This window comes from Chryseobacterium sp. JUb7, from assembly GCF_024806495.1.
Taxonomy (GTDB): Bacteria; Bacteroidota; Bacteroidia; order Flavobacteriales; family Weeksellaceae; genus Chryseobacterium.
In genome coordinates, this window is record NZ_JANUFF010000006.1 from 245,910 (window position 1) to 271,472 (window position 25,563).

Annotated in this window: 21 protein-coding genes; 3 read left to right on the top strand and 18 right to left on the bottom strand. The window is 34.3% G+C overall.

Annotated features, from left to right (window positions below; genetic code table 11):
* Positions 1 to 64: 64 nt before the first annotated feature.
* The 14 genes from M2373_RS13380 to M2373_RS13440 form a co-directional block, all read right to left on the bottom strand.
* Positions 65 to 1,507: an alpha-L-fucosidase gene (locus tag M2373_RS13380; RefSeq protein ID WP_259111547.1), complete on the bottom strand. Its 1,443-nt coding sequence runs from the start codon at positions 1,505 to 1,507 to the stop codon at positions 65 to 67.
* A 129-nt stretch (positions 1,508 to 1,636) separates the two neighbouring features.
* Entirely contained in the window at positions 1,637 to 2,134 is a 498-nt protein-coding gene (locus M2373_RS22540; RefSeq protein ID WP_310468454.1) for a DUF1731 domain-containing protein, read from the bottom strand.
* Between the two features lie 27 nt (positions 2,135 to 2,161).
* Positions 2,162 to 2,536, bottom strand: a complete 375-nt coding sequence (locus tag M2373_RS22545; RefSeq protein ID WP_310468456.1) for an NAD-dependent epimerase/dehydratase family protein — start codon at positions 2,534 to 2,536, stop codon at positions 2,162 to 2,164.
* Positions 2,537 to 2,645: 109 nt separating this feature from the next.
* Entirely contained in the window at positions 2,646 to 3,371 is a 726-nt protein-coding gene (locus M2373_RS13390) for a YqjF family protein (protein WP_259111548.1), read from the bottom strand.
* A 138-nt stretch (positions 3,372 to 3,509) separates the two neighbouring features.
* Positions 3,510 to 3,968, bottom strand: a complete 459-nt coding sequence (locus M2373_RS13395; RefSeq protein WP_259111549.1) for an SRPBCC family protein — start codon at positions 3,966 to 3,968, stop codon at positions 3,510 to 3,512.
* Positions 3,969 to 4,043: 75 nt separating this feature from the next.
* Entirely contained in the window at positions 4,044 to 4,826 is a 783-nt protein-coding gene (locus tag M2373_RS13400) for a fatty acid desaturase (protein ID WP_259111550.1), read from the bottom strand.
* A gap of 11 nt (positions 4,827 to 4,837) precedes the next feature.
* Positions 4,838 to 5,650 (bottom strand): DUF393 domain-containing protein, encoded by an 813-nt coding sequence (locus M2373_RS13405; RefSeq protein WP_259111551.1) that lies wholly within the window; start codon positions 5,648 to 5,650, stop codon positions 4,838 to 4,840.
* 487 nt (positions 5,651 to 6,137) lie between these two features.
* Positions 6,138 to 6,539 carry a hypothetical protein gene (locus M2373_RS13410; RefSeq protein ID WP_259111552.1) on the bottom strand — a complete coding sequence of 134 codons (402 nt, stop codon included), beginning with the start codon at positions 6,537 to 6,539 and terminating at the stop codon, positions 6,138 to 6,140.
* Between the two features lie 7 nt (positions 6,540 to 6,546).
* Positions 6,547 to 6,891: a hypothetical protein gene (locus M2373_RS13415; protein ID WP_259111553.1), complete on the bottom strand. Its 345-nt coding sequence runs from the start codon at positions 6,889 to 6,891 to the stop codon at positions 6,547 to 6,549.
* 70 nt (positions 6,892 to 6,961) lie between these two features.
* A complete protein-coding gene (locus M2373_RS13420) occupies positions 6,962 to 7,465 on the bottom strand; it encodes a GbsR/MarR family transcriptional regulator (protein ID WP_259111554.1) in 504 nt (167 codons plus the stop codon).
* Positions 7,466 to 7,715: 250 nt separating this feature from the next.
* Positions 7,716 to 12,284, bottom strand: a complete 4,569-nt coding sequence (locus M2373_RS13425; protein WP_259111555.1) for a TonB-dependent receptor plug domain-containing protein — start codon at positions 12,282 to 12,284, stop codon at positions 7,716 to 7,718.
* Positions 12,285 to 12,287: 3 nt separating this feature from the next.
* Positions 12,288 to 15,053 (bottom strand): hypothetical protein, encoded by a 2,766-nt coding sequence (locus M2373_RS13430; RefSeq protein WP_259111556.1) that lies wholly within the window; start codon positions 15,051 to 15,053, stop codon positions 12,288 to 12,290.
* A gap of 222 nt (positions 15,054 to 15,275) precedes the next feature.
* Positions 15,276 to 16,379: a TonB-dependent receptor plug domain-containing protein gene (locus tag M2373_RS13435; RefSeq protein WP_259111557.1), complete on the bottom strand. Its 1,104-nt coding sequence runs from the start codon at positions 16,377 to 16,379 to the stop codon at positions 15,276 to 15,278.
* 12 nt (positions 16,380 to 16,391) lie between these two features.
* Complete coding sequence (locus M2373_RS13440; RefSeq protein WP_259111558.1) at positions 16,392 to 16,910, bottom strand: RNA polymerase sigma factor; 519 nt, start codon at positions 16,908 to 16,910, stop codon at positions 16,392 to 16,394.
* A gap of 562 nt (positions 16,911 to 17,472) precedes the next feature.
* Between M2373_RS13440 and M2373_RS13445 the strand changes: the two genes are divergently transcribed.
* Positions 17,473 to 18,675 (top strand): aminopeptidase C, encoded by a 1,203-nt coding sequence (locus tag M2373_RS13445; protein ID WP_259111559.1) that lies wholly within the window; start codon positions 17,473 to 17,475, stop codon positions 18,673 to 18,675.
* Between the two features lie 177 nt (positions 18,676 to 18,852).
* Positions 18,853 to 19,014 (top strand): bacteriocin-like protein, encoded by a 162-nt coding sequence (locus tag M2373_RS13450; protein WP_259111560.1) that lies wholly within the window; start codon positions 18,853 to 18,855, stop codon positions 19,012 to 19,014.
* Positions 19,015 to 19,189: 175 nt separating this feature from the next.
* Here the strand turns inward: M2373_RS13450 and M2373_RS13455 are convergent, their stop codons facing one another.
* Positions 19,190 to 20,251, bottom strand: coding sequence for an NADH:flavin oxidoreductase (locus M2373_RS13455; protein WP_259111561.1), 1,062 nt, complete (start codon positions 20,249 to 20,251; stop codon positions 19,190 to 19,192).
* A gap of 164 nt (positions 20,252 to 20,415) precedes the next feature.
* Between M2373_RS13455 and M2373_RS13460 the strand changes: the two genes are divergently transcribed.
* Positions 20,416 to 20,805, top strand: coding sequence for a helix-turn-helix domain-containing protein (locus M2373_RS13460; protein WP_259111562.1), 390 nt, complete (start codon positions 20,416 to 20,418; stop codon positions 20,803 to 20,805).
* A gap of 47 nt (positions 20,806 to 20,852) precedes the next feature.
* On the opposite strand, the gene M2373_RS13465 is transcribed toward M2373_RS13460, so the two are convergent.
* The 3 genes from M2373_RS13465 to M2373_RS13475 all read right to left on the bottom strand — a co-directional run bounded on the left by M2373_RS13465 (position 20,853) and on the right by M2373_RS13475 (position 25,529).
* Positions 20,853 to 21,593 (bottom strand): class I SAM-dependent methyltransferase, encoded by a 741-nt coding sequence (locus M2373_RS13465; protein WP_259111563.1) that lies wholly within the window; start codon positions 21,591 to 21,593, stop codon positions 20,853 to 20,855.
* Between the two features lie 94 nt (positions 21,594 to 21,687).
* Positions 21,688 to 24,120, bottom strand: coding sequence for a transketolase C-terminal domain-containing protein (locus M2373_RS13470; RefSeq protein ID WP_259111564.1), 2,433 nt, complete (start codon positions 24,118 to 24,120; stop codon positions 21,688 to 21,690).
* A gap of 431 nt (positions 24,121 to 24,551) precedes the next feature.
* On the bottom strand, positions 24,552 to 25,529 hold the full coding sequence (locus M2373_RS13475) for a polyprenyl synthetase family protein (RefSeq protein ID WP_259111565.1): 978 nt from the start codon (positions 25,527 to 25,529) through the stop codon (positions 24,552 to 24,554).
* Between the last annotated feature and the right edge of the window lie 34 nt (positions 25,530 to 25,563).

Sequence of the window (25,563 nt, forward strand, 5' to 3'; positions counted from 1 at the left end):
CGGATTAAGTTTTAATTTTCTTAACGCTTCGATTTCCTAGGTCGTTTTTATAGACAGTTTATAGTTATTGTGTAATTTGAATTACGGTTGAATATTTTAATTGATTTTTTTCTTTTGGTAAATTAACTTCAATGGAATTCCCCAATTTTTTCCACTGAACTTTATTTGATAATCCTAAAATCTTTAAAGATTTTGGTTTAAAATTATCAGGAATAGTAAAATTTAATGTTGCTGGAGATTCATAATTCACTTTTTCATCCAAATGGAAAATATTTACTGTTTTACCATCTTTACTTTGGGTGTAATAAAATTTTCCATCATGATAGGGCGCAATACTTCTCGTTGCAAAAACTGCCGCCTGATTTTTATCCATCCAACCTGAAATTTCATTTAATCTTTCATAAACAATCGAATCGTAATCTCCGTTTGGTCCGGGAGCAATATTCATCAGGTAATTTCCACCTCTCGAAATGATTTTAACTAACGTTTCAATGATTTTCTGAGAAGATTTATAATTGTCATTCGGAACATATGAAAACGAATCGCCCATCGTGATACAGCTTTCCCACGGAATCGAAAGCGCCTTTTCCGGAACGGCTTGTTCCGGAGTCACATAATTCTCCCATTTTCCGGGAACGGTACGGTCTACAATGATAATTCCGGGTTGATTTTTTCGAGCCATCGTTCCGATTTTATCCATGTCGATATCCTGCTCGACCTTGATGGTTCTTTGCCATTCAACATTCGGATCGATGGTGTGAAACGGGCGAACCCAGCCTCCATCTAACCAAAGAATATCGATTTTACCATAGTTTGAGGTGATTTCATTTAGCTGGTTGAATGTGAAATTTTTGAAATTGTTCCATCTTTCAGGATATTTTTTCGGATTGTAATTTACATTTCGATCTTTTGGTGGAAAATACGACCACCAATAATCATCAGAATGCCAATCGGGTTTTGAAAAATAAGCTCCGATTTTGAAGCCATCTTTTCTGAACGTATTGAAAATCTCTTTTACTACATCTGCTTTTGGATTTTTAGAGAATGGCGTTTTTGAAGAAGTAATTTTATAATCAGACTGTTGCGTATCAAACATGGAAAAACCATCATGATGTTTTGTTGTGAAAACCACATATTTCATTCCCGCTTTTTTTGTAGCATCTGCCCATTTTTGCGGATTAAACTGAGTCGGATTGAAAGTAGTTTGAAGATTTTCGTAGTTTTCTACGTATTCATTGTAAGATTTTCCATGTTCAGGTTTTCTTTGAGTCCAAGATTCATCTTCGGGACATAAACTCCAACTTTCGACAATTCCCCATTGGCTGTATGTTCCCCAATGCATGAAAAGACCGAATTTTAAATCCTGCCAATTTTCAAGGTTTTGAACAACAGCCGGATCAGTTGGCTTTTGATAACCTTCTGAAACGTTATGAGCCTGGGAAAAAAAAGAGGTTGATATCAATAATGATGAAAGAAATACGGTTTTCGTTTTTGGTTTAATTGGCATTGAAGTTTAGTTTGTGCTAATTTAATCATCATTTATTAAAACCGCAAAAAGCATTAAACTTTCAGACTAAGTATGAGATTTAGTTTAAGATAAATGAAAAATTACTTATAAATTCATAAGAAACTCTTATCATATTTTTACTAAATCTTTAAACACAGAATCTATCTCATAGTAAGAGAATTGAAAACCACTTTTCATTAATTTTTCAGGATAAACATTTCTGCTTTTTAATAATAATTCCGTTTCTGTATTTAAAAATACAGAAGCTATTTCCAATTGCCAAACAGGTGCATTTAATCCAAATGGAACATTCATTTGCTGTCTTAATTTCTCCATGAATTTTTCATTAGACAAAGGATTTGGAGCTGTAATATTAATTTCTCCTGAAATATTTTTATCATTAATGATAAACTCAATAGCTTTACAAAAGTCATCGATATGAATCCAGCTTATATTTTGATCTCCTCTACCCTGCTTTCCTCCAAGTCCAAATTTTGTAATCATTTTCAGTTTTGGAAAAGCACCTCCGTTATTCCCTAAAACAATGGAAGTTCTCAAAGCCACTTTTCGTACATCTTCAGTGTTTACTTTAAAAAATTCTTTTTCCCAGCTTTTACAGATGTTCATGGAAAAATCATCTCCAATAATTCCGTTTTATTCTGTGTTTAATTGTGTTTCTGAGTGAGTGTAAATTGTCGCTGAACTTGCATTCAACCAAACTTCAGGTTTATTGATGCATTGATCAACCGCTTGTTGAAGCACTTTTGTACTATTAATTCTTGAAGAATAAATTTCCTTTTTATTTTTTTCTGTGTACCTGCAATCAACAGATTTTCCGGTTAAATTGATCAAAATATCTGAATTTTCGAGGAGGTTTTTCCATTCACCTACTGTTTTTGAATCCCAATAAATTTCGTTTTTACGTTTTGGGCTTCTGGTTAAAATATAAACTTCGTTTCCTTTGTCTATGAAGTACTTTTCGAGGTTTTTTCCGAGGAAGCCGGTTCCGGCGGCGATGATTATTTTCATTGGATTTTAATTAAGAATTGTTTGTTGAGATTTAGATCGTTGAGATGCTTCGACAAGCTCAGCATGACATTGCGAATACTAACTGTTTTAAAAGCCTATAAACGACTTTTTACTTAATACTTTTTCCTTGGCTCTTAAGATATCTCTTCGTTTTCACTTCAATTTCAGAGCCTTCTGCAAGCATGACGGAAATTGGTTTTTGAAGATTTAAACATTCAAAATCATTTCCGTAAACAGTTTTAAAATCAATATTGAGCTGATGATTTTTCACTAAATAATAATCCCATTTCGGATGGCAAACTTCGTACTCCGAGGTCGAGTTTCCCTTTTTTGTGAAACCGTAATAATGTTCTGTGATAAACTCAAACTCGGAATTGGTTTCCATTTTTAAGGGTTCATTTTCTGCTGTGATTTCAATGGAATTCCATACTTTATCCTTCCAATAGTATTTTATTAATAGTTCTTTGTCTTTTTCATGAATAATATTTTTCATCGGCATCGTTTTGTAATTTTCTTTGTAAATTGAATTGGCAACAAAACTCAATGCGGGTTTTGGAACGATTTCTTTTATAAAAACCACTCCTCTTTTCCATTCATTTCCTTCTTTTTTCTTCACGTAAAATCTAAGATTCACTTCCTCAAAATTTCGATGAAAGAGAATTGGAAATCCTAATAATTTTGTATTTAAAAACATAAATCCGACAAGGCTTACATAACACTTTCCTTGATAGAAATCGAGTTCTGTTCCTTTTGGAAGATATTTTTGTAAAATTTCAGGATTGATTTCGTAGTTGATGATGGCTAGTTTTCGCCATTCGGCTTTTAGGAAGTTCATAATGTTGATTTTGGGTTGTTAGTTGATGGTTTTCAATATGAGAATGCTTTCCTTCGTCAAGCTCAGGATAAACTTTCAGCTCAGCATGACATGATGAATACTAACTGTTTTGACGCTCGCTTCGCTCGCGCTTTGTCTTTATTTTTTATTATTTTCTGCCGTAGTTTTAATTAATTTATTTCGTTCTAATAAGAATCTTTTCATATAATTTTTAAGAAATACGGCATTGAAAATTTTTCCGATAATTCCGAAAGGTGATTGAAAATCAAAAACATCTGTCATGATTGTGTTTTTACCTTCCTGTTTGAAAATATGCTGATGCCTCATAGATTTAAAAGCCCCTTCTAACATCACATCTGTAAACCGATGAGGCTTTTGCATGCTGATAATTTTTGTTGTTAAAGTTTGGTATACCCCCAAATGCTTAGCTTTCCAAGTCACTGTCTCGCCTGCCTCAATCAATCCGGAGGTTCTTCCGGCAATAGCTTTCTCATTGGTTTTTGATGTCGATTTCTGATGCAGGTCAATATCTCTTGCCAAATCGAAAACAACCTGAATATCTGCTTTTATTATAGTTTTTAAATGAATTGTTGCCATTTTTTATTTTTTTATAAAGATGCTTCGACAGGTTCAGCATGACATTTCTAAAACTAACTTTTAATCAAGCCTTATTTAAAATGTTTGCTTTTTATCAAGTTCCGGTAAAATTTCGTCAATTCTTTTTGCGAGTTTTGGAAGCTTTATGGTAGGAACGGCCGGAAAAAGATGATGCTCCATATGATAAAACATACTGAATGTCAGTTTATTTTTCCAAAATCCACGTTGAGTTCTTGCGATATCCGGATTTTCGTGTGTGTCGTGATGAACTGTCCAAACGGCGAAAAATGCCATTAAAAACTCTCCAAAAAACATTACTGAAATGTGATATATTAAAAAATGAATTTGAAAATAAAAAGCGGTAAAAATCATTATGAAAATTGAAATCAATTCTAACATCATGTTCTTCTTATAATTTTTATTCGCTCGTCTGAAAGTGATCCAATGAATGAGAAACATATGTTTTGGGCCGTATAAAATTGCTTCATACCATTTCATTGAGGCAGATTTCCCTTCGTAATCTTCTTCTGAAAGACAGAATTTATGATGTCGGATATGATTAAACTTTACTGCATGAATAGAAGTCATCATCGAGATGCTGTTGAGATACAAAGACAGCCAAGTCAGAAATTTACCTGTTCCCAATGAATTGTGAAAGCCATTATGAACCTGCCTGAGAGCCGTCAGAAAATAGAATCCCGAAAACGGAAGAGCTGCCCAATAATAGCCTTTGTATGCCAAAAGCAAAGAAATGATCAACCATGGTAAGCTGATGTTATTTCCAATCAACATTTCTTTAACAGAAAGTTTTTTAAGATCTTTCCATTCTACTTTTCTTATTAATTCCAGATGATCCATTTTCTGTGTTTTTAAAAATTAAACGAAATAATTATTATTAAAGCTGTTATTCTGAAAAGTATCCATGAGAGTGTTGGAAGGAAATTTAATTTTAAGATTTTACACCTTCTCCAATGCTCTAAAAGCATTATTAAAATTACAATCCCAAAGTAAATAAGATTAAAAACAGCAGGTACATTGAGAAATAAAGCTGGAAGTAAAAGTAAAGTTCCTATCAAAGAAACAGTCATCATATTTCCGAGATAATCCCAGATTTTAGTTTTTAAATATTTTTTTAAAAATATGGTCTGCCAAAAAATCTGTCCTAAACAAACCAGTAATTCCCGAAAATAATTCTGACTAAAATTCAATCCTAATTTGGTTGAAAAAACACTTAAAACAGAAGCTGAAAAAAATACAACAAAAGTGATATAAGCAATTCTGTATTTTAAATTGAAGTCGGGGATACATGATTTTTCAGGAATATCTTTTGCTGATGGAATGATCTGTTTTCTGTTATATGAAACAAATGAATACAATTTTTTGAAAAACCAGTGTAAAGACCTTTTCCTGGCTATTTTTTCTAATAATGGAAACGAATTTCCGATAATCAAAAGTAAACTATCTAACCCGTAGATCACTTGATTATTTTCATGATCAACTAAAGCAATTTCGTTTTTTGCACGGTTAAAATCGATTAACTCCTTATTCCTGAAAGTTAAGTCCGTAAAAGCTTCTCTCCCCTGTCCATCAAGCATTCCAGATTTTACAAATGCTTTTGAATAGATGTTGCACATCGGGCATTCATTGTCGTAGATCAAGGTGTGATTTTTGAGTGTTTTCATTGTAATAAATTTTAATTAACATCTATGAATTCTATAATTTCACGGTATAATCATTCGATTTTTCTTTACAATAAAAAAGATAGGCTATTGCTAGAAAAGGACTGTAAATCACTCCTAAATAAGTAATAAAAAACAGGAAATCTATCGATATACCGAAAAAATACAGAAGAAAAATTAACCAAATGGGCAAAATCATTATTCCATATATTTTAAAAAATAAATCGCTCCAAAAACCCAGGGTTAATCTTATTAAATAACTTATTAGTTGAGTTCCTCCAACCACGAAATAAAATAGAAATAAGCTGCTAAAAAATTCGCTGTTCATAAAGCTATAAATCACTCCGGATATAATGTATCCAATAAAAAATAAAAGTTGGAAATAATAATCGATTTTTAAAAAAGTTTTCATGGTCATTAATTTTAAAGATTCAAAAAATCTCCTCTTGTCCGTTTATTCTGTAATTTGAAAGTGAAATACATCCAAATTTTAAAGATCAGTGTTTTCATTTTGAATTTGTTTTTCTTTGTTGATTGAGTGTTTACGCCCTTTTAAGAAAAGTAAAAGATTTAAAAGCATCATCACTCCCAGATAAATAGAAAATCCTCCGATTTTCTTGCTTAAAGCCACAACCAGTCTTTCAACAGTTTCGATTTGGAAAAACTCTATAATACACAAGGCAAAACCTATATTTAAGAGATAGAAACCTATTTTAAAAAGTGAATTTGTGGCCATTGCAATATCTTCTTTCTGATGAAAAATATCAATCATAAAAGTTTTTGAGTTTTTGAAAAGAAATTGAGACACCAATATGGTAAGTGTGATCACAATAGGTAAGTAAATCATGTACGCTGAGAAATTGTACGTTTGGGTAAGGATCGTTGCAGTCATAATAGTTTTATTTTAATGTTAATTTTTTTCTTAAAATATAAAGCATGAGAATATTTGTAAAATGTAAAAAACAAAGAATCAAAATGATATAGCCGATACGGGTAAAAACGGTAGTCAGCAATACATTCAAATTCGTTATTTCTCCCCAGGAACTTAAGCTAATGGCAATGTAACCGAGATTGACCAAATAATAACTTCCTAAAAGGATTCTGTTCACTGTTAAGCAAAAATCTTTGTCCTTGATCAGATATTCCAGATACACTTTTCCTGAATTAAAGCATCTCCTCCCCACATCTACTATAATGTATGAGCTGATAGCAAGGAAAAGCACATATGAAATTATATTGAACATTTTATAAATATTATATTTTCAGTAATTTTTGAAAGTTCATTCGAAATAAAAAAGGATTTTGAAGTCCTTTTTATTTTAACAAGTTGGTAATTTTTCCTACCAGCCAGTGATCATCACTTTTTATCGCCAGATCCATGATATTATTGATTTTTCCTGTTACAGAACTAAAATCTTCCATTAATCTGATAAATTCCTTAGCCCCTTCAGCATCTTTATCTTCAATATTTTTAAGCTCTTCTAAAAAGGCTATAACAGGTTCTATTTCTCTTTTTCTACGCTCTTTTGTAATCTGTTTGAACAGATACCAGACATCTTTTTCCGCTACAAAATATTCTTTTCTTTCGCCTTTTACAAATTCTTTTCTTACAATTCCCCAATCTATTAAGGCTCTGAGATTCATATTGGCATTTCCTCTCGAGATTTCCAATTGCTCCATTACCTCATCTGTAGAAAGCGCTTTTCCACTCGCCAAAAGTAAAGCATGAACCTGTGCCATTGTACGGTTTATCCCCCAATTGGTTGCAAATGTACCCCAGGTCTGAATGTATTTTTCTTTAGCTTCTGAAAGTTGCATATCGTTTATCTTTTCTGATATAAATGTAATTATAATTTTCGAACTTTCAATAATTTTTGAAAATTAATTTTATTTTTTAATGATGTTAGCGGAAAACACAATGTTGGAGATATTTTAGCTGTAATTTTTGACACTTATCACCTCCCTCTTCCAACCTATCTCCAACTTTTAACTTTAAAAATAAAAAAATCCCTGCTCAAAACTGATACAGGGATTTTTAGATATATATTGACGTTTATTAGTTTATAAATTATGGCTCAATGGCAGCAGTAATTCCCTGATTCCAATATTTGGCCTCCGGCATGTAATATAAATAGACATTACTCGATTTTCCGGTGTATTCTCCTGCAAATTCTACTTTCAGATCCAGATTGATCACTTTCGTCTCATTGGCATCAAAATGTTCCCAATATAAAACCAGATAATTATCAAAAATTTCATAGTAGGAAATCTGCTTTTTATCAAGTAAATCTTTTAGTAAAGCATTTTGTAGGCTCAACCCCGCAGGAATTCCAATCTTTGCTGTTGCCATCGGCAGTTGACCGTTGATTCTATTCTTGATCGTAACGGTCAGTCTGTTGGTTTCTCCTACTTTCGAAGTTCCGGAATTTAACTTGGTTTCCATGATTAAAGGAATATCAGCACTTTTTGGGACCTGTAAAGTGAAATACTGATAATCCAGTTTATAAGGAAGTCCTTTGCCTGTCGGGTAATTTACGGTAACATTGTTGTATCCTGTTTTAAAAGCAGATGCGAAAGAATTATTGGGTGTAATTTCCGATCCGTTCACCCTGATCAACGGCTTAGTATTACCATAAAGCTTTTCATTTTTCGCAAAAAACTCAGCTAAAGTTTCTAAAGCTAAAGAAGTTGCCTGTGTAGATCCGAATCCATAATAACCGTTATAGTTAATTAATTCATCTGCCACTTCAGCAATTTTTAACTGATTGATTTTTTCATCTTTCTGTAATGCCATCATATACAGCGATAGGGTTTCTGAATCGGCCGAAATTCCTTTTGAGCCGGTAAAAGTGGTTTTTATTTTTACCGTTTTATTCTGATACTGAAGATTCAGAAAATCCATCAATGTTTCATATTCTTTATGCTTTCCGAGATATAGAGATGTATTGGCCATTAATGCAAGTTGATAAGAATCTCTTGTTGCAAGGGATTTTTTCAGGTTTATCTGATAGACTTCTTCCAATCCGGTCTTTAATCCTATTTTAGATAAAGCGTACAGTACATACATATTTCTTGACCATGCATAATCTGAATAAGGAGCTGTCATTTCATAATTTCTTCTTACTTCAAAAGTTCCGTTCGTATTTTTCTTTGACATAATAAAAGAAGTCAGATTCTGGATCAGTTTTGAATCTATATTCACATATTTTTTAAGATCCCGAAACTCCAGCAAAGCAAATGCAGACAACGCCACGTCAGACTCTGATGATCCAAAATAAGAAAATCCACCGTCTCTGTTTTTATAACTCAGCATTTTATGATACCCTTTTTTCAAATTTCTAACAACCAGGCTTTCTGTTTCGGGAGTTATTTTTTTTACAGATTTCAGATAATCCAGAATGAAAATATTAGGATAAACTGTTGACGAAAGCTGTTCAAAACACCCATGAGGTTCTTTTTTCAGCCGTTCGATATCTTCAAACATCTGTAAAGCCGGGTTTTCGTAAACATAATAGGACGAGAATAAACTTCCGTTGATAAATTCCGGAATATTGATTTTTAAGCTGTCCGACCGGTTATTGATTATCGAATAATAATGAGGAAACCCTTTTTCTTCAACAGCAAAAGGAAGGATCATTGTTTCTCTGAAATCCCCAGACCTTACCGTAAACTGGATATTAGAATTTATTATTTTATCTGTCTTCAACGTCACAAACAGTCTTCCGGATTCCAAAGGTTTCAACGTGATGCTGCTATCCTGTTTCATTACTTTCACATGATTGGGAACGATGATATTCAGTTCCATTTTTTTCGTTTCCGAAGCATTATTTTTAATGACTACAGGAATGGTCATCTTATCAGTGCGGGTAAGATATTGGGGAATTTTAGCATCAACAGAAATAAGACTTTGAGCAGCATAAGTCGTTTCATCTCTTCCGATCAGCCCTGAAGAAGAAATTCCCTCGGTTATAATCCTGAAAGCAGAATTGGCATCAGAATTATAAAATTCAACCTTGGCTTTTCCGTTTTTATCAGTTTCCACAACAGGATTCCAATATAAAGTTTCTCTGTAATCGTGGCGATAAGAAGTATTGGTTGTCTCATATACCGGATAATAGAAATTTCGGTTGTACGAATAGGTATTCAGACTATCACTGGGAATCGATAATGTAGCATAATACGATTTGGGGGTAATATTGATTTTAATTTTTGACCTATTGTTTTTAAAAGAAGTAATCACTACAACTCCATTTGCTCCACGGCTTCCATAAACAGAGGTTGCTGCTGCATCTTTTAATACTGTAATACTGTTGATATCATTAGGATTAATAACTGTTTTAATATTTTCTACCGGAACACCATCCACAATATACAGAGGAGTCTTATTTGAAATCGAAGCACTTCCTCTGATCTGAACATTGAGATAACCGCTGCCGGGATGACCTGCAGGGCTAATTTCAATTCCGGCTACTTTCCCATTTAAAACCGAGCTCATATTTGAGTTTTGAAATTCATTTGACATCGTAACCGAAGAAGCCGTTGATTTCATCTTTGTAGAATGGCTAGAGTAACCTAGCACCACAACCTCTTCAATGTTTCTCGATCCTGAACTGTCACTGATACTGTTATTTGGTCTTCTCAGTCTTGAGGTATTAAGACGGTTTTCGCTTACATTTTTTTTACTTTCCGGCTCTTCTGCCTTTTTATTCGCCTCTTCCTTCAATATTATTTTTCCTGATTCTTTTAAAGCTTCTTTTACGATTTCTTCAACATCGACATGATTGGGAGATTTTTTTGACAGTGGATTTACAGCCATTTTGTAGGACAGAATTCTGATTTTAATATCCTGTTTAGGCTGGAAAGATTTTGCAATCAGCTGATATGAGCTGTTACCCTGAAGATCAGAAAAATAAAAAGTTCCGTCCTCTGAAGTCACCTGCTTCAAAATCATTGAGCTGGCAATCAGATATACCTCAGCTTTTACAGGATTTTTGTTTTCGTCTTCTACCATACCGTAGATCGGATTCTTTTTCTCAGGCAGGTATTTATATTTTTGATTTTTAACAACCTCCGGAGTCAGTTCAAAATATCTGTAACCATTCGTCAGCATCAGCAAATCAAGACTTTTTGTGGCTTTTTCTTCTTTCTTATCAAAATAAAACTGAGGCTTTTCAATTTTCCCTTTCAGCTCAGAATCCATCAGCAACCATGAGAGAATATGATTTTGCTTATCATCCGCATAGGTCCAGAGTTTATCATCAATGACACTCATTCCTAAATTTGCAGGAATTGGTTTATTATTTTCATCAGTCGTTTCAATGTTGACCACTACTTTTTCTCTGGGCTGATAATTTTGTTTTACAGGTTTTACTTTTACATTCAGCTGTTTATTTTCATTAGCAAAAACAATCCGTTCAGCCAATGGGATATCGTTTTCTAAAATTGTAAATCTGCAAATACCGATCGGAAGCTCTTTTTCAGAAATTTCAACCGAGTTCAACCCTTTTTTCAAAGACAGAATTTTATGGTAAACCTCTTTTTCACGAAAGCTCCCGTGAATGATAATATTTTTATCATCAGTCGAATACATATTTAAATTGATCTTCCCATTATTTTTACGCACTATAAAAACAATACCATCCTCTTTGGCATCCGGGAACTGATAAATCTGAGTAATATTCTCCGGTTTTATGACTTTCGCATAATAAGTATCTCCTTTTTTGGGTGTAAAAAAGAAACTTCCCATTCCGAAATTATACGCTGCTGCCTCTGTAATTTTCTCATGATTCTGGTTAAAAACTGCGACAACAGCATCAACCGGTTTTTCATATTCATCTAGAGCTTTAAAGGCTACATTCTGCTCCAATCCATTGATAAAAGTTCCTCCTTCAGGCATGAATTTTACATCCAGATCGTTCAGAACAATCGGAATATTTCTTGAAACAGATTCTGTAAAACCGTCAAAGCTGACTTTAATATTCAGTAAAGCATCAGAAGATTTTAAAACAGCAGGAAGACTAAACTTCAGCTGCTTTTTTCCTTCTTTATCTGTAATCAGTTTGCCCTCAGAGATTTTTTCTCCGTTATGCATCACTGTGTAATCTGCTTCATAAAAGGGAATCGGTAAGTTACTCAGACTTCTCATCGAAAAATCAGCCAGTACCTCATCTCCGGCTCCATAGCCTTTTTTAGGAAAATCAAGTTTCATTAAAATTCTCGGCGAGACCATTTTCTGTAATGTAATTTCTTTTTCAAATGCATTTTTCCCATCCTCATTCAGCATCCAGTTTGTAAATGCACGAATCTTATAAATTCCGCCTTTCATATCATCCGAAAAGTAAAAATATCCTTCAGAATATCCTTTTTTGATTTCGTATTTGGCTTTCTTAATGACGCTTCCGCTGGGATCTAACAATTCAAAATTGACCACTTTACTTTGGTCAGCAGGAAGATTATCTTCTGATTTTATAGTATAGATTTTAAAATACATTTCATCACCAGGCTTATAAAAAACATGGCTGGTCTGTATATACGTTTTTTCTTTCTCGAAGTCTTTGAACTGTTGCTGGGCGTTCAAACTAAAATTTGAAGCCAGAAAAATCAACAGTATCAGACAGGTAGTAATTTTGAAATTCATAAATTAAAATTGAAATGAAACCATACATCCAAAAGTCTTATAAGAAGGCAGATTGAAAAAATCCATCCCTTTTCCGTTATCAAAATCATAGAAATTCTGATTGGAGTCTACTCCTTTATTTGCCTGCCAGAGCAAAATATTATTCACATAAAATGTTACACCTAATCCTCTTTTAAATTCACCTACATCAAATCTTGCGGTTAATGAAATTGTATTTATCCTTATATAATCTGCTTTCTGAACATAATCTTCCGCTACGCCCAGATAGCCGTATCTAGACCACCGGTTTTCTGAAGCAGATTGATCCGGATTATAGAAATCAACAGGCGTCTGATTGATATTTCCATTGGAATTCACGCCCTGAAAAACATAATTTTTAGTATTGCGTAAATCAGCTGAAGTCTGAGATCTGCCATAATAATCGAGAACAGCTTGGGTTCCGTTCCAGATCTGACCGCCTTTTTTCCATTCCCAGTTGATATCCAGAGAAAACATTTTGTAGGATATGCTATGATTGAATTTTAATACAAAATCCGGGGTGGGATCTGCTATAATTTTTAAACCATCAGCCTTTTTAGGATATCCGAATTCATCAATAATTAAATCTCCGCCGGCATTTCTTTCAAAATAGCTCCCTACCACAGCGCCTACAATCTCACCTTCCCTCAATGTTTTGTAAATATCTCTAAAACCCGAAAGTGCCAGCCCGTTATATCCGGAATTTGCTCTGTCAACCTTATCCTGATATTTGAAAAAAGAAGCTTTGTGACCTGTTCTGAAATCTGTTCCTAAATAGATATTATCATATAAAAAACTGATGTCATAACCCGTATAGGTATGGTCTGCAAGATTCTTTAATTGTAATTGATTTCCTTCAAAAACAGGAAAAATATCATCTGTAATCTTTCTTTTAAAATATTCAGCTTCAAAAGCCAGATTGTATCGATAGGCCAATTTTAAACCACCCTTCCATTCACCGCTGTTGATTGTAGAAAGATTTTTGACAGTCTCAACTTCCTGTACCGGAAAATATTGATAGGCATTTTGGGCATTCAATAAAGTAGTGCCGTAAGAAGCATAAGATCTTGTCATTTCCGGCTCGTTACTTAATTGAGTATAGGTTCCGAACATTTTTAAATTAACATTATACCAGTCAAAAATGTTATCGAAGTTAATATAAGCACCCGCTTTTGGAAGCCAGTATTTATTTTTAACAGCAGTATTTGAAATGTAGAATGAGTTTCCTACATTGAAGCCCATTAAAAAATCATCATGATCGTTATAATCAAATTTATAGTTTAATAGATAATCCTGTGCCGTTCTCTGATAAAAATATGATCTGTTGCTCAGGCTTTGAAAAATATCTGATTGCTGATCATTCAGAATATAATTAAGGCTGATCACATGGTCAGTATGATATCCATCGAAAGAATATGATCCTAAAATATTGGAATTATACAATTTATTATTCTGACTTCGCTCATTCTTCACTCCATTGATAAAGCCATACGTGGATGGCTGGTACTGGTCGAAATTCCAGAAATAATCATTTTCATAAGACTGACTGATATTTAAATTAAAATGTCCCCAACGTCTTGCAAGATCAAAGCTAAACTGTCTCCTCCTGTCCTGATAATTGTATTTATTTTCCTGATCGAGCAGAAAATCAGGATTGTCTGCCTGTCTGCTGTAGCTTCTCTGAGAACCGTCCGGTAATAGTGATCCCTGACCATTTGAAAAAGAAACCGGCGTCAATAAAGAATTTTGATAAACTCTGTTAAACAGCCCTATTCTGTTAGAATTTGTCGCTTTGTTATCTTCATAATTTAATGCAAAATTTAAGTCGAATTTTAAAATTCTCGTACTTAACTTCGTTTTTAATGTATTCATCACATTATACTGATCAACAAAGTACATCTGATTTTTCTGCTGACCCAGATCCAATGAAAGACGGATTTTCTCATCATACTCTCTCTTAATAAATGCATTCAGTCTCAACTGATTGTTATATCCTACCGTCGTTTTAAAAAGGTCCTTATCATAGGCTTTCGCAGAAGAGTTTCCTTTGGTAAGAGGAATCAGCATTCCGTTCTGATCATACGGATACGGCTGATGATCAAACGCTAAAGTAGATATATTAGGTCCGAAACTTAACATTTCATCGGTTTCAGGTCCTCTCCAGACAAGTTTCCCTTTTTCCGATCTTCCCTGAACATATTGTTTTTGAGTCTGTGGAATAGAATTTCTGCTTTTAATATCAAAAGAGGTCGTAAAACTTCCGTTAAGAAATAAATATTTTTCCTGCAGTCTTTTCAGTTTGAAATTGTTTTCGCTGACCTGTTTTAGCTTTCTTACTTTAAGAACATTATAATCTGAATCTAATGTTAAAAACTGACGGGAATTTTCAAGGCTGTATTCGTCTTTTGATTCTTTTGAAACCAAACTGTCGTAGGCGCTGCTATAGATATCCTGTACTCTTTCTTTTACAATTTTGCTTTCTAAAATACTTTTTAGCTCACCTGGATAATAGACGATCTGCCTATTTTTCCCGTTATTCCAAACCAGCGTATCATAAGCTTTTGCAGCAATAATAGCGTACCCTTTTTCATCGGTAAGCTCATATACTCCGCTGTTTTTATTATATACTTTTAAAAAATTCTGGGGTTTATTTTCTCTGTTTAAAAATGTTCCTGCATGATACAGTTGTGAATTCTGCGCCGGAATCATGACAAAACCTGGCAGAAATAGCAATACATAAATTTTTTTCATTGTTTATGGTCATTAGAAAATGAAAACTAAAAATGCTTTTGAAGAAAAGGATTTCTTCAAGATATAATCAATTAAATAAAAAGGAGATTTGAAGCCGGATACCGAAAGTTATTGATTTTGAGAAATAATGAATTCCATTAACTATTTAATCAAACTTTACCATAACCACCATAGCGTAATAACTTCCAGCTTCCCTCCTCCGGCTTCAAATCAGTTGTATTTTTATTTCTTTTCGGGTGAATTTGCTTTAATTAATTTTTCGACTGCCTTTTTCTGTTTTTTAGAAATATCCTTTGTCGTGACAACAATAATTCCGTTGGCTGCGCGGCTACCATAAACGGCTGTTAATGTCAAGTTTGCATTATTTAATACCGTTACGGATTCTATTTTTTTAGGATCTAGGTTTTTGAAATTTATAGAATCTGATATTTCCCCATTCACCAGATACAAAGGATTTTTATTTTCTTTTTCAGCACTTATTCCTCTCACAGAAACCGATCGGTTGGTATTATAGTTTACATATCCCGAATTAACATTGATCCCGGGAGCAGTTCCCTGCAGTGAATTCATAAGGTCTTTGCTTGAAACGGTAGTGGTAGACGCCGTAAAACTTTTAGATTTAGCAAGCGGTCTGTTGTATCCTATAATCGCCATTGATTCTTTTTTGTCAAATGAATCTAAAGAAATCGACTGAGCAGTGTCTCCCACAGAATTTATATTCGTCGGATATCCATCATTGGATGACATTCTGAATGAAGAATTCAATATAGATCGTTTTTCTTTTTTTACCCCCATGGCAATGACTTCTTCAATATTCTTTTCTTTAGGAGAATCCGAATTGCTAACTACCGGCGATGACTGAGAAATATCCGCCTGAGGGGCATAAGACGGTGGAGATATTGCAGGTACATAAACAGTAGATAACGGAGTTTCAAGAGCCAGTGTTTTTACGACCTGAGGTTTTAATATTTGTTTTTCAATATTTTCTTTAACCGTATGATCAATTTTTTGAATATGCGGCTCAGGAACAATCGCTGCTGCGGGTTCAGGTAATACTTTATGATCTGCCATTACAGCATTCGTATCCTTTTGAATCACTGTTTTTGTATCATCAGCCGTGAAATACAGAGCTCCGAATCCGATGATTAAACTTGCCGCAATTCCATAAGGAATCCACATCGGAATGATTCTTTTTTTAGATTCTTTTTTATCGAGTTTTTCTTCAACTTTACTCCAAACTTTTTCAAACCCAGGAAATGTCTCAGGCTCATCTAAAGCTTTAGATGCTTCATTGAAAGTTTTATCTATATCGTGATTATTTTCCATTGTTGTAAAAGTTTAAATGTTTTGATTAACCAAAAGTTCCTGTAATCTTTTTCTCGCAAAATTAAGTTGTGACTTTGATGTTCCTTCACTGATGGAAAGCATCGTCGCAATTTCTTTATGAGGATATCCTTCAATTGCAAAAAGATTGAAAATCGCTCTGCAGCCCTCCGGAAGAAAATTCAGTAAACTCAGAATATCCTTTTCAAACGAAATACTTTCTGTAGCAGATTCTGAGGAAAATACATGACTGTCTTCCAAAGAAATGTGCAATGCCTTTTGGCTTCTCAATTTTTGAAGGCATTCATTGACAGCAATTTTTTTGGCCCAGCTTTCAAAAATATCCGGATTTTGCAGTTGGCTCATCTTAGTAAATATTTTATAGAAAGTATCCGCTAAAACTTCCTCAATGTCTTCATCATTTTTCAGATAACGTTTACAGACTGAGTATATCTTACCCGCCATTTTTTCGTACACCTGCCGCTGCGCATTGCGGTTGTTACGTTGACATTCTAACAGTAATTCTCTTTCCATAGTCAGGCATTATACTCTTATAGATGCATTAATTTTCAAAAAGGTTGGAAGCATGTTAAACTTTTTTTAAAAATAGTGGAAAACCGCGGATATTGCAAAGAGATTATCATGATGAAAGCGGGAGGTTATTGTGATTTGGGAAATTGATAATATTCACAACTTGTTTCCTTGAGTTACCAAGAATCTGTTTAAACTTTTATTTGGCTTTTTTCATTTACTCTTTATTAGGGTGTTCGATAAGCGCAGACTGACAAACCTAATACTAACTGTTTTATTTCAGCATCCTATTTTGTAGTTGAGCTCAGCCTGTAGTGAGCTTGACGAACTATCGAAACCTTATATTTTTTTAGAGTTCAATTTAAATGAGTACTCAAAGTTCAGACAAGTTCCCAAGAAAATCCTGTTCTAAATTCTGATTAAAAGTATTTTCCGTATGAACTTCAAGCTTTTACTCTCTTCCATACCCCTTTTCATAAAAAAATTTTCTTTTACATTTAACTTTTGCCTCTGTAACAAATCTATAATAGCATCGACTATTCATATAAATAATCTTTTTATAGTAATGAAAAATACCAAAATTGCGTCATTACTTTTTGTTTTGTCTGCAGGAAGTATGATGTTTGCTCAGGATGACTTAATCAACAAGCTAAAAAACAATCAGTCTCAAAATGCTAATTTCCAGTTCACAACGTTGAAAGATGTTGGTGCAACTTCAGTAAAAAACCAAGGTTCATCAGGAACCTGCTGGAGTTATTCAGGAAACTCTTTCTTGGAATCTGAAATGCAGAGAATGGGTAAAAAACCTGTTGATTTGGCAGAAATTTTTACTGCAAGGAATTCTTATCACGACAAGGCAAAATTATATGTTTTAAATAATGGTGCAATCAGTTGGGGTGACGGTGGAGAATTACACGATGTAATCAACATGTATAAAAAATACGGAGCTGTTCCTCAGGAAGCTTATACAGGGCTTAAAGAAGGACAGACACTGAACAACTTCAAAGAAATGCAGGGTAAATTAAAACCTGTTTTGGACAGTTTGGTTCAGGCTTCATCAAAAGGAAAACTTTCTGACAACTGGATGGCTTCCGTAGATGCAATCCTTGACGAATATTTAGGAAAAGTTCCTGCTAATTTTACTTATCTGGGAAAAAATTATACGCCAAAAACTTTCGCTAAAGAAGTTGTAGGCATCAATCCTGAAGATTATGTAGAAATATCTTCTTATAAAGATTATCCTTACTATCAGAAATTTGTAGTTCCAATTCCTGATAACTGGAGCCACGATTCTGACTGGAATGTTCCGATGAAAGACTTAACAGCAATCGTTGACAATGCAGTAAACAAGGGATATTCTGTAGGTTGGGCAACAGATGTTTCCGAGCCTTATTTCTCTTATAAAAACGGGGTTGCCTATGTTCCGGACATTGATTTGGATCAGATCACTGCAGAAAACAAAGGAACTCTTTTCACAGAGCCTAAAAAAGATAAAACAATCACTGAAGATATGCGTCAGAAAGCGTTGAATAACCTTTCTACAACAGATGATCACGGGATGCACATCGTAGGATTGGCAAAAGATCAATCCGGAAAAGAGTATTATATGGTTAAAAACTCTTGGGGTGTAACCAATGACTTTGAAGGATATCTTTATGTTACAAGACCATATGTTGAGTATAAATCAACAGCAATTTTACTGCACAAAGATGCTCTTCCAAAAAGCATTAAAAAGCAACTAAAACCAACCAAGAATATTGGTTTATAAAAAGAATCACTTTTTGCCTTTTAGGGCATTAGATATTTAAATCTGTTAAAAGCCGCTTTCAATTTTTTGGAAGCGGTTTTGTTTTACAGTTATTTGACCATCATTTAATTCACATCGTTGAGATTTTACAATAAAAACATTTAATATATTTGTATTGATCAGCAAAATATTATTACTATGAAAAATCTAAAAAAATTAGCAAAATCAGATCTGAAAAGAATTAATGGCGGAAATCCTCCGGACTGCGAAGTGAATACAATAGAATGTTATTACCCTCCTAAAAACGGAAATCCCGGATATTGGAGATGCGTTCCGGTCAATGTAGGATGTCCTGATTAAAATTAAAACCAGCTTTCAGAAATTCTGAAAGCTGGTTTCGTTTAAAAATTTAAATAGGTAATCAAGATATATAAGATTGTGAATAGTGAATTTCACTTCGCCAGTGAATAGTTTGCTAATAATATTGAAGGTTAAAAATTAACAGCCAAGTCAACCCACCATTCACAATGGTCTTTTAATAAAGTACAGCCAGGCTTTCTGCCGAGAAATCCAAAAGCTCTTCTGTATTTCCTTCTTTTACTTTTTTCACCCATTCAGGGTCCTGTAAAAGAGCACGTCCGACAGCCACAAGGTCAAAGTCTCCTCTTTCCAGTCTTTTTGTAAGTTCAGTTAAGTCCGCTTTTTCAGTTCCCTGTCCTGCAAAGGCTCCCATAAAGTCACCTTCAAGACCTACAGAACCTACAGTAATTGTTGGCTGACCGGTGATTTTCTTAGCCCAACCTGCAAAGTTCAAATCAGAACCTTCAAATTCTGCTTCCCAGAAACGACGTTGCGAACAGTGAAAAATATCAACTCCGGCTTCTTTTAATGGCAATAACCATTCTTCCATTTCTTCCGGAGTATAGGCTAACTTCGTTTTATAATCCTGCTGTTTCCATTGAGAAAGACGGATAATAATCGTAAAATCATCACCTATTGCGGCTCTGATTGCTTTTACAACATCAACTGCAAATCTGCTTCTTTCTTTCAGGGTTTTTCCGCCATATTCATCAGTTCTTGTATTGGTTACTTCCCAAAAAAACTGGTCGATGAGATAACCGTGCGCTCCGTGAATTTCAACAACATCAAATCCCAGATCTTTTGCAGATTTTGCTGAAGCTGCAAACTGGGCAATCGTATCCTGAATATCTTCCAACGTCATAGTAGAAGCCTTTTCCATATCAACCAACGGATAATCTGCAGAACTTCTTGTATCACCTACATGCCAGATCTGCGGTCCCATTTTTCCTCCATTGGCATGTACAGCATCAATGACGTTTTTCCAGCCGTTTAATGCTTCTGTTCCGTAGAAATCAGGAATATTCTGCATATTTTTTGATCCCGGTCTGTTGATCACTGTCCCTTCAGAAAGGATCAACCCAACTTCAGACTCAGCTCTTCTGGCATAATAATCTGTAATCGCCTGTGTAGGAACTCCATTATCAGATTGAGCTCTCGTCATCGGAGCCATTACGATTCTATTCTTAAGCTGTAAATTTTTATATTGAAACGGTTTAAATAATGATTCTGTACTCATCTTTATATTTATATTTTATAATTGTTACACAAAGTAACTAATAATAGTTCATATTTGTTCCTTATGAATTAAAAAAAGTGGTAACTTTGCAGTAACTTACATTAGTAACGTAGAAGTAACATATGAAATATTGATTTCTTATGGCTTAAAAACAACATCCGTCTATGAAAAAGAACGAATTAATGGCTTACAGCTGTCCTTTGGGGAAAGCAATGGCTGCTTTGGGAAGCAAATGGAAACCCATCATTGTATTGGTCATCAAAGACCGGAAACTTCGTTTCGGAGAACTTGCTGTACGAATTAATGTGATTTCACGAAAAGTTTTAACCGATCAGTTGCGTGAAATGGAAGCCGACGGATTGGTGATTCGTGAAGAGTTTAAAGAAATCCCTCCAAGAGTTGAATATTCACTGACAGAAAAAGGATTGGCACTGTTGCCGATTTTATACCAACTGGAAGAATGGGAAACGAAATATCATGTTTATGATCCTGAGAAAGAGAAAGATTGTAAGACTCTGCTGGAACAAAAGAATACAAAAAAGGCTGTCGTTTGATAGCTTTTTTTTATTATTTATTAATAATTAGCTTATTAAGTATTATTTCAATTTCTTTTTGCTACAACCAGCATATTAGCAAAAGGCGTAATTTTTTTATTTTCAACAATCCTTAAATCTCCTTCTTTGATCGCATTTTGCCACTGTTTTTTACTTAAAAAATGAAAAGCTCCGATATTGAAGAAAATAAAATTAACGAAATCTCTGAACTGTTCTGAAATAATAATTACCCCATCATCTTTCAAAATTCGTTTAGCTTCTTTAAAAAATAAAACCCGCTGCTTATGATCTAAAATTTCATGCAGCGAAGTTACCGCAAGAATAACATTCTGAGATTGATCTTCAAAGGGTAATTGGTCCGGTGAGATTTTTATTTCCTTAGGATTAGGTGGAAATATTTTCTTTGATGTCTCAATCCCTTTATCGTGCTCATGCCTGTTTCCATAAATATCACAGACTGTTAAGTTTAAATTAGGATATTTTTCTTCAAGATGCTTCGAAAGAGGATCGAAACTTGCATGTACCAAAATGGCATTTTCAGTTTGATTCCAATCTATTATTCCGTTTAAATTTTTCAATTCATACAAATCAGAAGTATCATATAAAATATAGGAAGCAACAAGAGAAGCAATTATATTTAACATGATCAAACCACTGAAGATTCTCAGTATAATAACCAGCCAATCTGAATTTATCAAGTATGATAATCCCAAAAAAAGAGCCGAAACAATAAATCCTAAGACAATTTTTTGATAATTGAAGAGAATTACAAGTCGGGTAATTTTCATGTTTATGTTTTTGAGTAATCTACAATTTACAAATAATTCAACAAAAAACCGCCTCCCAAAAGAAAGCGGTTTCAAAATTTATCTAAAATCCCAATTAAAATATCGCAGGATATTTCTGAGGATTTGTTTCATTAAACATAGCGTAGATTTTTTCTACCATATCATCCGAAGATGGCTTGCTGAAGTAATCTCCATCACTTGCATACGCAGGTCTGTGATCATTGGCAGCAATCGTCAGCGGATCAGAATCTAAAAATCTGAATGCTTTTTGTTTCTCTAAAATCTGTTGCAGAATAAATGCTGAAGTTCCACCTTCCACATCTTCGTCGATTACGACTAATCTGTTGGTTTTCTTTACAGATTCAGCAATTTCATTCGTTAAATCGAAAGGAATTAATGACTGAACATCAATAACCTCCGCAGAAATTCCTAATTTCTCCAGCTCTTCTGCTGCTTCCATTACAATTCTCCAAGTCGAACCGTAAGTCACCAACGTTACATCTTTTCCTTCTTTTGTAACTTCAATTTTTCCGACAGGAACAGTGAATTCACCCAAGTTATCCGGTTGTTTTTCTTTTAATCTGTAACCGTTCAGACACTCAACAATAACCGCAGGATCATCACTTTTAAGCATCGTGTTGTAGAATCCGGCAGCTTTCGTTAAGTTTCTTGGCACTAATACCAAAATCCCTTTTGAAAGGTTTAAAATTCCCGCCATCGGAGAACCTGAATGCCAGACTCCTTCCAATCTGTGACCTCTCGTTCTGATGATTACAGGAGATTTCTGACCACCTTTTGTTCTGTACTGAACTGTTGCCAGATCGTCACTCATTCCCTGTAAACAATATAAAATATAGTCTAAGTACTGGATTTCAGCGATAGGTCTCAACCCTCTCATTGCCATTCCGATCCCCTGACCTAAGATGGTAGCTTCACGGATTCCTGTATCGGCAACACGGACGTCACCGTATTTTTCCTGCATTCCTTCAAGCCCCTGGTTTACGTCACCAATATTTCCGGCATCTTCACCAAATACTAAAGTTTCAGGGTATTTTTCGAAAATTTTATCGAAATTATTTCTCACCACTACTCTTCCGTCAACATCTTCAGAACTGTCCGAATAGATAGGTTTGATTTCTTTTACGTTTTCAGCTTTCCACTGAGACTGAGAATATAAATGAGAAGAATAATTGTCTTTTTCTACCTCAAAAATCTCATCGTATTTCTGCATCAATTGAGTTCTTTCTGCAGAATTTGTTCCTCTTGTAGCCAATAAAGATCTTCTTACCAAATGGAAAACATCTTTTTTAGCTTTTGAAACTAATTTATTGAACTGACCGATATAGCTTTCAATCTCAGCATTCTGCCCTTTAAGATTTTCAACCAAAGGTAATACTGAATGTACTAAATCTGTAATGGTCTTCTGATAACTTTCCCAAGCTATTTTCTGTCCTGCTTTTACCGTTTTTTTAGCTTCTTCATCTATTGAATCCAATTCTTCAACGGTAGCGATGATTTCTTCTTTACCTTCAATCTCGATTGAATAATTTAAAATCCACTCTCTGAATTTTACCAATCCGTCAAACTGAGATTCCCAAGCAAGACGCTCTTCATTTTTATATCTTTCGTGAGATCCTGAAGTAGAGTGTCCCTGAGGCTGCGTAACTTCAATTACATGAACGACAACAGGAACGCTTTCCATTCTTGCAAACTGCTCTGCTCTTGCATAAGCATCCAGCAATGAAGGATAATCCCAAGCTTTCACCTGAATGATTTCACACCCCTGGTTTTCGCCCTCTTTTCTTTGGAAACCACTCAACATTTCAGCGATATCAGCTTTTGCTCTCTGATTTTTTGTAGGAACCGAAATTCCGTATCCGTCATCCCAGATCGACACGATCATCGGAACCTGAAGCGCACAAGCCGCATTCAGTGTTTCCCAGAAATGACCTTCAGCAGTAGAAGCATCTCCGATGGTTCCAAAAGCGATTTCGTTACCTTCTTTTGAGAACTTTTCAGAACCGTTAAATTTTACTGATTTATATATTTTTGAAGCCTGAGCCAGCCCTAACAATCTTGGCATTTGCCCTGCAGTAGGTGAAATATCAGAAGAAATATTCTTCTGAGCCGTTAAATCTTTCCAACTTCCGTCTTCATTCAAACTTCTTGTTGCAAAGTGTCCGTTCATCTGTCTTCCCGCAGAAGCAGGTTCTCTTTCAACACTTGTATCTGCGTATAATTGTGCAAAAAAACTTTCAACCGTCAAAGCATTTACAGATAATGCAAAAGTCTGGTCTCTGTAGTATCCTGAACGGAAATCTCCATTCTTAAATACTTTCGCCATTGCTAACTGAGGAAGCTCTTTACCATCCCCAAAAATTCCGAACTTAGCTTTTCCTGTAAGAACTTCTCTTCTGCCCAAATAAGACATTTCGCGAGAAATCCTTCCTAACTTATAGTCTTCAAGTATCTGATTTTTAAAATCTTGAAAGGAAATTTGCTGTGTTTCAATATAGGTTGTCTGCATAGCCAAATATAAAATTTTTAATTCTCGAAGTATTTTGCTAATATACACTTTTTAAATTAATTTTAATTTTTAATAATCTTTTTTAAAAATTTGATAATAAAAAAAATTGTGTTTATCTTAGAATAAATTTGTAAAGATGGAAAAAAAGTCATCTCATATTCTTAATGCATCGAGTAATCTACTGGGGTTTTCCTTGGTGATTATCACGTCATTAAAAATCTCTAAGATCAGTCAGAGCACGCATTTGGACGAGTTTGCAGGGGTTGCTTGTTTATTTTTTGCATTCAGTTGTTTCTTTTCGTTTTTGGCGATAAGATCAAAGAATGAAACACGTGGAAACAAGTTTGAGAATATTGCGGATTATTTATTTTTAATCGCTTTATTTTGCATTGTTCTAGCTGTTATAATTGTGACAATGAGAGTTATTTAATTTAAAATTTCCTCTCAATTACATAATCCAGCATAATTAATAACGATTTTTTAGCTTCAGAATCCGGAAATTCATTCAAAATATCTTTGGCCTTTTGTTGAAAATTTTTCATTACGGTAATAGCATATTCAAGACCGCCGGAAGTTTTCACGAAAGCAATCAGTTCTTTTACGCGCTTTTGATCGTTATTATAACGTTTAATAGTATTAAAATAGTATTTTCTTTCCTTTTCGTCTGCCATTTTTAAGGTATGAATCAAAGGAAGTGTCATTTTCTGCTCCTTAATATCAATTCCAACCGGTTTTCCGATCACATTTGAACTCAGATAATCAAAAAGGTCGTCTTTGATCTGAAAAGCCATTCCGGTATAGGTACCGAAGTCCATCATTTTTTTTGCTAAATTTTCATCCGCATTATTTGATAAAACTCCGATTTCACAGCAGGCAGCAATTAAAGTAGCTGTTTTCTGGCGGATAATTTCGTAATAAACATCTTCCGTGATATCCAGCTTTCGGGCTTTTTCCAATTGGAGAAGCTCACCTTCGGACATTTCACGAATAGTTCTGGAAATCACCCCTAATAAATCATAATCTTTATGATCCGTTGACAGCAAAACAGATTTTGACAGGAGATAATCTCCCACTAAGACCGCAATTTTGTTTTTCCACAACGCATTGATTGAAAAGAAATTACGGCGTTTAAAACTTTCATCTACCACATCATCATGAACCAGAGTTGCCGTATGAATCAACTCAATCATGGAAGCTCCACGATAGGTTTTCTCATTGACATCTCCTACCAGTTTAGCACAAAGAAATACGAACATAGGACGCATCTGCTTCCCTTTTGTAGTAACGATAAAACGAGTGACTTTATCTAATAAAGGTACTTTACTCTGCATTGATTCATAAAACTTTTGTTCGAAAAGTTTCATTTCCTCATTGATCGGTCGTTTGATTTCTTCTACAGTGTTCGCCACAATCTTCGAATGATGGATAAATAATTATTAATGA